The 8,452-nt window shown below is 56.2% G+C and carries 8 protein-coding genes; all 8 read left to right on the top strand.

Annotation, left to right across the window (positions count from 1 at the left end; translation table 11 throughout):
* On the top strand, window positions 1–1,030 hold a 1,030-nt coding region (locus tag ABGV18_RS11180; RefSeq protein WP_396586096.1), incomplete at its 5' end, for a UDP-N-acetylglucosamine 2-epimerase.
* Entirely contained in the window at window positions 1,017–2,261 is a 1,245-nt protein-coding gene (locus tag ABGV18_RS11175; protein ID WP_396586095.1) for a glycosyltransferase, read from the top strand. The genes ABGV18_RS11180 and ABGV18_RS11175, both read left to right, overlap by 14 nt.
* A complete protein-coding gene (locus ABGV18_RS11170; RefSeq protein ID WP_396586094.1) occupies window positions 2,258–3,115 on the top strand; it encodes a sulfotransferase in 858 nt (285 codons plus the stop codon). Before ABGV18_RS11175 ends, ABGV18_RS11170 begins: the two co-directional genes overlap by 4 nt.
* 32 nt (window positions 3,116–3,147) lie before the next feature.
* A complete protein-coding gene (locus ABGV18_RS11165) occupies window positions 3,148–3,726 on the top strand; it encodes a sugar transferase (protein ID WP_396586093.1) in 579 nt (192 codons plus the stop codon).
* Window positions 3,726–4,730, top strand: a complete 1,005-nt coding sequence (locus ABGV18_RS11160) for a formyltransferase family protein (protein ID WP_396586098.1) — start codon at window positions 3,726–3,728, stop codon at window positions 4,728–4,730. Before ABGV18_RS11165 ends, ABGV18_RS11160 begins: the two co-directional genes overlap by 1 nt.
* On the top strand, window positions 4,727–5,410 hold the full coding sequence (locus ABGV18_RS11155) for a PIG-L family deacetylase (RefSeq protein WP_396586092.1): 684 nt from the start codon (window positions 4,727–4,729) through the stop codon (window positions 5,408–5,410). The genes ABGV18_RS11160 and ABGV18_RS11155 overlap by 4 nt, the downstream gene beginning before the upstream one ends.
* 47 nt (window positions 5,411–5,457) lie before the next feature.
* On the top strand, window positions 5,458–6,636 hold the full coding sequence (locus ABGV18_RS11150) for a DegT/DnrJ/EryC1/StrS family aminotransferase (protein WP_396586097.1): 1,179 nt from the start codon (window positions 5,458–5,460) through the stop codon (window positions 6,634–6,636).
* A 238-nt stretch (window positions 6,637–6,874) separates the two neighbouring features.
* The coding region (locus tag ABGV18_RS11145; RefSeq protein ID WP_396586091.1) for a polysaccharide biosynthesis protein at window positions 6,875–8,452 on the top strand (1,578 nt) is incomplete at its 3' end.

Genomic DNA, 8,452 nt, shown 5'->3' with positions numbered 1-8,452 from the left:
TGAGTTGAACGACGTGTTCTTCGAGGAACTGGGTGTGCGTCGCCCAGACCACTTTCTCAACGTGGACACGTCGTCACTTGGGCGGAGCCTCGGTGAAATACTGATCAAGACCGAAGAGGTGTTGCTGGAAGAGCGGCCCGATGCCGTCCTGGTACTTGGGGATACGAACAGTGCCATCGCGACGTTGATGGCCAAGCGGATGAAGATTCCGACCTATCACATGGAGGCCGGGAATCGCTGTTTTGATGCAAACGTGCCGGAAGAGATCAACCGTAAGATGGTTGACCACCTGGCTGACTTCAATCTTGTGTACACCGAGCATGCCCGCCGTCACCTGATCAGCGAGGGATTGTCTCAGCGTTTTATCTACCTGACCGGCTCGCCTATGCGTGAAGTCCTGGAGCATATGCTCCCGCAGATCCTGCATTCTTCGGTGCTCGATACCCTGGGGCTCGAGGCGGGGAAATATTTCATTGTCAGCGTCCATCGCGAAGAGAACGTCGACAGCCGCGAAAACTTGCGAGAGGTGATCGAGGCGCTACATGGCCTGCATGAGCGTTATGGATACCCGGTGGTGGTCTCGACCCACCCCCGTACCCGTAACCGCCTTGAAAAGTTGGGACTGGCCGAGGACAGCGAAGCGATCCGCTTCCTCAAGCCGTTTGGCTTTCTAGATTACAACCATCTGCAGATGCATGCCTACTGCGCCATCTCGGATAGCGGCACGATTAGCGAGGAAGCCTCCATCCTGAAGTTCCCGGCAGTGACGATGCGCCGTTCGATTGAGCGGCCGGAAGCTCTGGATACCGGCGCGATCGCACTTACCGGATTGGACAAGGAAGTGCTGCTGGATGGGGTCCGAATTGCTACCGCCTCGCGCGAGGTATTTTCTGGTGCTGAGCGTGAGGTTCCAGAGGAGTATCGGGTGCGCAATACCTCGGAACGTGTGGTGCGGCTGATTACTGGTACCGCGAAATTAGCCAATCGATGGCGAAACATGGACGAGTTCAGTCGATATGAATGGGGCTGAACCCGGCCAGGAACAGAAGCGGCTACGGGTGCTGGCCGTTCACCGATATTATTGGCCTGACACCCCGCCTTATGCTGCCATGCTGCGGCGGATCGTCGAGCATTGGCGGAATGAGGGACACGAGGTGGAGGTCCTCTCGTCTCAGCCTTCTTACAAGGCCGGTGCGGAGCGTGAGCGATGCGCGAGACATGAGGTGCTCAATGGCGTCGCTGTGGAACGTCTTTCGTTGCCCAATGAGACAGGGCGACCGCTAATTAGAATCTTCAATGCCTTGCGCTTGGGCAGTGTCCTGTTGTGGAAGGCTGTCACACGCCGTTATGACGTGATCATGATTTCGACTGCGCCTCCTGTCTTGGGGGGGGCTGCTGCTGCGTTGGCTGCAAGGTTGACCGGCGCACGCTTTATCTATCACTGCATGGATATTCACCCGGAGGTCGGGCGTGTTTCCGGTGAATTTCGCAATCCAGCCGTATTCAGCGTCTTGCGTGCGCTGGATAACTGGAGTTGCCGTCGTGCCGAGCCGGTTGTTGTGCTGTCGGGGGACATGGAGAAGACGTTCCGGGAGCGGCCGGGCGGCGCAGGTCTGGAAATTTCTGTTCTGAACAATTTCAGTTTGCCTTCTGAGAGGGAAACGCCAGCAGAGTTACCTTTTGAATGGAACCCCGAGCGGCTCACCGTCCTGTTCGCCGGGAACATTGGGCGGTTTCAGGGCCTTGATACGGTGATCGAGGCAATGGAGCGACTCAAGGGGCGCGGGGATATTGAGTTCGTGCTGATGGGTGAGGGAGTGGCCAAGGCCGCTCTTGAGGAGAAGGCGAACGCATTGGAAGTACGAGTGCGCTTCCTCGGTCATCAGCCCGTCGAGGTTGCAAAAGTTGCCATGCAGAGGGTCGATATGGGGTTTGTCAGCTTGACGCCTGGAATGTATCGCTATGCCTATCCCAGCAAGACCATGACGTATCTGGAACAAGGTTGCCCGCTGCTTGTGATGGTTGAGGCGGAGAGTGAGCTTGCCAAGAATGTTCCCAATGAGAAATACGGTTTGTGTGTGCAACCAGGTGATGCCGAAGCGCTCGCGAACCAGTTGGCCGGTCTGGCAGACAATCGTGACGTGTTGCCCGAAATGCGATCGGCGGCGGCCCGAAAATTCGAACAAGCCTTTTCGGAAGATCTAGTCCTGGAAAAATGGGGAGAGTTGCTTGTAAGGCCAAGGGAAGAGGATCTGGATTGAAACCTACGAAAATAATCATTATTGGCGCGCCGCGCTCCGGCACCAACATGCTCCGCGACGTGTTGGCTGATCTCGAAGGTGTAGCGACGTGGCCCTGCGACGAGATCAACTATATCTGGCGCCACGGGAACGTGCGTGAACCGACGGACGAGTTTTCGGCCGATCTGGCCACCCCTCGGGTGACAGCTTACATCCGCAAGCAATTCGACTGGGTGTCTCGCCGATACGACGCCCATATGGTGGTGGAGAAGACCTGCGCCAATTCGTTGCGGGTGCCGTTCGTAGATGCGGTGGTCCCGGAGGCGAAATATATTTTCATCTATCGTGACGGTCTGGACGTGGTGGGCTCGGCGGTCAAGCGTTGGAAGGCCGAACTGGATATCCCCTATGTTACTCGCAAGGCGCGCTTCGTGCCGCTGTCGGACCTGCCCTTCTATGCATCCCGCTATCTTTGGAACCGGGTCTATCGCGTGATCTCCCGAGAGGAGCGGCTGGCCTTCTGGGGGCCACAATTCGAGGGGTTGGAAGAAGCACTCGCTGGGCATTCTTTACCCGAGGTATGCGCGTTGCAGTGGCAGCGGTGTTTGGAAAAAGCAGAAGAGGCGTTTTCGGTAATGCCGGCGGACAAGGTAGTCCGCGTGCGTTACGAAGACTTCGTTCGACAGCCCGTACAGGAGCTTACCCGCATTCTTGAGTTTATGGGCCAAGAGGTGCGTCCGGAAAAAACTACCCAAATAGTCAAAGGTGTATCGTCACATAGTTTGGGCAAAGGGCGGAAAGCACTTGGAAGTCAAGAGGTGGAGATCTTGGAGAGTTTGGTGGGTAACACTCTTCAACGTTTCGGTTATATGTGAGCCCTCTTTGTTGTATTATAGGAATTAATATTATGAAGCGTCTTATTGACGTTGTTGTAGGTGTGGGGATTTGCATAATTACGCTGCCTGTTTGGCTGGTCGCAGTTGTGATCATCCTGCTGGCCGATCCGGGGCCAATCTTTTTCCGACAGCGCCGCGTCGGACTGAACGGGAATGAATTTTATATCCTGAAGTTCAGGACAATGTACCTAAAGCAAAGCACTTCTGCCGCGACTACTTTAAAAAAAGATCCTCGCATTTTCAAAGGTGGGAATTTTTTAAGAAAATTTAAGATTGATGAGATGCCTCAAATCCTGAATGTTATTGGTGGTTCAATGTCCCTCGTCGGCCCAAGGCCTACAGTGCGTGATGACGTGGAAAAGATGACTAATGAGCAAAAACGTCGCTTAAAAGTTCGCCCAGGTATAACTGGCTTGGCTCAGATTTCGGGGAACACCTCAATTCCTTGGGATGAGAGAATTAGATTTGACTTACGCTATATAGAAAAACAGTCAATGTGGCTTGATTTGGTCATATTGTTTAAAACAGCATTGTTGGTAGTGAGTGGGCGTGCCGAAACGCATCCTCCGCACGATGATGAGTGGAAGTGATGGTGATGCCGAAAGTCGTCTGTGTTGGTTCGAATTTAGAGAGTGAGATTGCTCTTAAAAATCTTATAGCTAACAACGCTAACGTAATTGGTCTCGTGACTTTGCCCCGGGGAAGCGGTGAAGGGGTCTCTGATTATCGCGATCTCCACAGGATGGCGAAACAGGCGGGGATTGCTGTTTTAGATACGCTAGACATAAACTCTGGCGAGACAATAAAGGAACTGCGTCACCTTGAGGCGGACTACTTGTTCATCCTTGGATGGAGTCAGATTCTCAAGGCCGAAGCACTGTCGTCCGTCTCAGGATTTGTAGTGGGTAGCCACCCCACGCCATTGCCCGAACGGCGCGGAAGAGCCCCAATCCCATGGACAATTTTAGATAAAGAGCGTAGTAGTGCGGTCACCCTTTTCAAGATGTCGTCCAAGATTGATGATGGCCCGATTTTACGGCAAAAATGGTTTGATCTTCCTGATCGACCAACCGCAATGGAAGTCTATTGCTTAGCTGCAGACGCGTTGGGTGCTGCTTTTCTCGAAGTCTATCAACAAATTGCGTTTAGAAACGTGAGGGAGTTGTCGCAAGCAGTTCACCCTGCGACTTATCGCGGAAAAAGATCTCCTCAAGATGGATTTCTGGATTTTACTCGTTCAGCGGACGATGTGGATACTTTAGTACGGGCGGCTTCCTGTCCCTACCCCGGCGCCTATTTTTACTATAAGAACATTAAGGTCATTGTCTGGAAAAGTGAACTATATGATGGGCCGGAGCGAGTCGGTATCTCGGGGCAGATATTGGCGAAGCAAAGCGAAAGCCTGGTCGTTCGGGCTGACGATGACTGTCTGCTGTTAAGAGAATTCGAGGTTGAAGGGGTTAAAGTGTCGCTTTCTCACTTCAAGTTGGGCGATGTCTTGAATTATCGGGTTAATGACGAAATCCATGAGCTAAGGCAGAGGGTTTCCCGTTTAGAAAACTTGTTGAGGACCGGAGGGGTGTCAGAGGAATGAGGGAGGTTTTGGGGAAGCGGATCCTTGTAATTGGTGCTCATCCGGATGATGAAGTCTTAGGGTGTGGTGGGCTATTAGCAGCGAATTCTAATGCCGGTGGCGAAAGCCATGTCCTGATTGTATCCGAGGGGAGCGCAGCTCAGCACGATGATGACAAAGAGGCAAGCAATCGCCGTCACAATCATCTTGTGAGAGCGACGGAGCAACTGGGAGTTGGTCGGGTATTTCATTGGGATTATCCTGATATGAGGTTAGATGAAGTGCCTCATGTCGAGTTGAATTCCCGCCTTCAATTAGTGATATCTGAGGGGGCGTATGATTTTGTTTTTGTACATCACCCTTTCGATGTTAATCAGGATCATCAGGTAGTGTTTCGCTCCACCTTGGTTGCGGTACGGCCCACACCTACGTCCCGCGTGCGTGGATTATTTACCTACCATATTAATTCGTCAACAGAGTGGGGCATGACGAGCCATGCCGAGCGATTTTGTCCTAATGCGTTTCTCGAAATTACCGATTGGCTGGAATGCAAGTTGGCGGCTTTAGGCGTCTATGAAGATGAGATCAGAGAGTACCCGCACCCTAGGAGTTTTGATGCGGTTAGAGACCGAGCTCGAGTGTTTGGATCTGAAGTGGGCGTGGGTGCGGCTGAAGCCTTCAATGTGGTTTATTGGCGTTAGTCTCGATAAGTTCGTAGGTTAATTTAACGATTACTTTGGGTATTTTCATGCTGAACGGACCTTTTTCGCCTTGGCCTTCCTTCACCCAAGAAGAAGCCGAGGCGGTACAGCGTGTGCTGCTTTCCAACAAGGTGAACTACTGGACCGGACAGGAAGGTCGCGAGTTCGAGCGAGAGTTCGCCGCCTTTGCCGAGACCGATCATGCGATTGCCTTAGCCAATGGGACGGTGGCGCTGGATCTGGCGCTTAAGGGGCTGGGGATCGGTGAGGGCGACGAGGTAATCGTTACCTCGCGGACATTTCTCGCCTCGGTCTCAAGCATCGTCACGGTCGGCGCGGTGCCCGTGTTCGCCGACGTGGATCGCGATTCCCAGAACATCACACCTCAGACGGTAGCCCAGAAGATTACACCGCGCACGCGGGCGATCATGGCGGTTCATCTGGCCGGCTGGCCCTGCGAGATGGACGGGTTGATGGCGTTGGCCGGGCAACATGACCTGTACGTAATCGAGGATTGCGCCCAGGCCCATGGGGCGACTTACAAAGGGCGCAGCGTCGGCTCGATCGGCCACGTTGGCGCTTGGTCTTTCTGCCAAGACAAGATCATGAGCACCGGCGGGGAAGGCGGCATGGTGACCACGAATGACCGCGGGCTGTGGAAGCGCATGTGGGCCGACAAGGACCACGGCAAGAGCTGGGAGGCGGTCTACGAGCGCGAGCATCCGCCGGGCTTCCGTTGGCTGCACGAGTCCTTCGGCACCAACGGACGTCTGACGGAGATGCAGTCGGCCATTGGCCGCATCCAGCTTACTCGAATGCCGGAATGGACGACGGCCCGGCAGGCGAATGCCGGGCGGATTTGGGGAGCCGCGAGACAGTGCCCTGGTTTGCGGGTGCCGGACATTCCAGAAGAGATCGGGCATGCGGCCTACAAGTGCTACGTGTTCGTCGAGCCGGATGCCTTGAAGCCAGGCTGGGATCGCGACCGGATCATGCAGACCATTCAGGCAGAAGGCGTGCCCTGCATGAGCGGATCATGTTCCGAGGTTTATCGGGAGAAGGCCTTCGACGGGACCGGTTGGCGGCCGGAGAAGCCCTTGCCGGTTGCCCGCGAGCTGGGCGAGACCAGCTTGATGTTCCTGTGCCATCCGACGCTGACGGATGCGGAAATCGACAAGACGTGCCAGGTGCTGAATGAGGTCATGGTGCGAGCGGCCGATCGCTGATTTTTTGGGTGTCGTCCGTTGGGAGGTTCCCGTACTAAGTCGTCATTCCGTCGCAGGCGGGAATTCAGTCGAGGTTTCAGGTGGCTTCGATTCCTGGATCCCCGCTTTCGCGGGGATGACTACTTCTTTGATTGGCCACTTTCGGACTGATGTGGGCTTGGTGTGACAGAATTCCGGTTTCCGTGCGCACACCGCTTAAGAGCGGGGTGCGCTTTCCGATTTGCATGGTAGATATTCAGTGCCCTTGATTGCCCGTATCAAATATTTTCTTCGCGAGCTGCCGTCGGTCTACAAACGTGGGCTGATGCTGGCGCTGGATCTGGTGCTGATCCCGTTGGCCCTCTGGGCGGCGTTGTCGTTGCGTTATGGCGACTGGTTCACGGGGTTTGATCGTGCCGCGCTGGCGTTCGCGGGGCTGGTGGTGTTCACCGTTCCGATGTTCGTCAGGCTGGGTCTCTACCGGGCGGTGATGCGTTTTCTGGGCTGGAAGGCGCTGGAGCAGATCGCGATGGGGGTCGCGGCGTCCACCATGGTCCTGCTGGCGATCATGCTGTTGCACCCGCAGGCGCAGTTGCCCCGGTCGACGTTCGTCATCTACGGGCTGGTGCTGTTCTTCATGGTGGGTGGGTCGCGGTTCCTGGCGCGACGGTTACTCGGGGCGACGGTCGGCGGCAAGGGCAAGGAGCGCGTGGCAATCTATGGTGCCGGGGCCAGTGGTCGGCAGGTGATCGGCATGTTGCGCCAGGGGCCGGACTACGAACCGGTCGTTTTCATCGATGACGACGAGTCGCTCGATGGCCGGGAAATCGATGGCCTGCGCGTCATCCATCCGAGCAAGACAGATCTGAACGTGTTTCTGCAACGGCTGGGGGTGGCTTCGATCCTGCTGTCGGTGCCCTCGGCCAGCCCCGCGACCCGTCGGGAGATCCTGAACTTTCTCGAGCCGTTGCCGTTCCATGTGCGCACCGTGCCGGGCATCGAGGAGATTCTTTCCGGCAAGGCGCAGTTGGACCAGGTCCAGGAGGTCGACATCGAGGACCTGCTCGGCCGCGAACCGGTGCCGCCTCGCCCGGAGTTGTTGGGCAAGTGCATCACCGGCAAGACCGTTCTGGTGACCGGTGCGGGTGGTTCGATTGGCTCGGAGTTGTGCCGGCAGGTGGTGGATCAGGGCGCGGCCCGTCTGGTTCTGTTCGATGTGTCCGAATTCGGGCTCTACCAGATCGATCACGAGTTGCGCGCGCTGCCGTCAGTGGCCAGCGGCGAGGTCGAGTTGATTGCCGCGCTGGGGAGCGTGCTGGATGAACGTCGTCTGCAACGCCTTTTTGCCCGCTTTGCCATCGACACGGTCTACCACGCGGCGGCCTACAAGCACGTACCGCTGGTCGAGCACAATCCCATCGAGGGGCTTTCCAACAACGCGTTGGGCACGTTGATCGCAGCCCGGGTGGCGGCGCAGGCCCATGTGTCACATTTCGTGCTGATCTCGACGGACAAGGCCGTGCGGCCGACAAATGTAATGGGCGCGAGCAAACGTTTGGCGGAGATGGCGTTGCAGGCCTTGCAGCCCGAGTACACCGCCACGACGTTCAGCATGGTGCGCTTCGGCAATGTGCTGGGCTCGAGCGGGTCGGTGGTGCCGTTGTTCCGCCGGCAGATCGCCGATGGTGGGCCGGTGACGGTTACCCACCCGGATATCACGCGCTACTTCATGACCATCCCCGAGGCCGTGCAACTCGTCATCCAGGCCGGCAGTATGGCCGAGGGCGGCGACGTGTTCGTGCTGGACATGGGCGAGCCGGTCAGGATCGACCACCTG

Source organism: Guyparkeria halopsychrophila, assembly GCF_044582135.1.
In the GTDB taxonomy this organism is placed as follows: domain Bacteria; phylum Pseudomonadota; class Gammaproteobacteria; order Halothiobacillales; family Halothiobacillaceae; genus Guyparkeria.
The sequence above is the reverse complement of the archived record's forward strand: the minus strand, read 5'-3'. Positions and strand labels throughout refer to the sequence as shown.

Excerpts from the sequence above, each read along its gene's own strand:
- ABGV18_RS11175 (WP_396586095.1), top strand. The coding sequence starts at position 1,017 with ATGAATGGGGCTGAACCCGGCCAGGAACAGAAGCGGCTACGGGTGCTG.
- ABGV18_RS11165 (WP_396586093.1), top strand. The coding sequence starts at position 3,148 with ATGAAGCGTCTTATTGACGTTGTTGTAGGTGTGGGGATTTGCATAATT.
- ABGV18_RS11160 (WP_396586098.1), top strand. The coding sequence starts at position 3,726 with ATGGTGATGCCGAAAGTCGTCTGTGTTGGTTCGAATTTAGAGAGTGAG.
- ABGV18_RS11155 (WP_396586092.1), top strand. The coding sequence starts at position 4,727 with ATGAGGGAGGTTTTGGGGAAGCGGATCCTTGTAATTGGTGCTCATCCG.
- ABGV18_RS11150 (WP_396586097.1), top strand. The coding sequence starts at position 5,458 with ATGCTGAACGGACCTTTTTCGCCTTGGCCTTCCTTCACCCAAGAAGAA.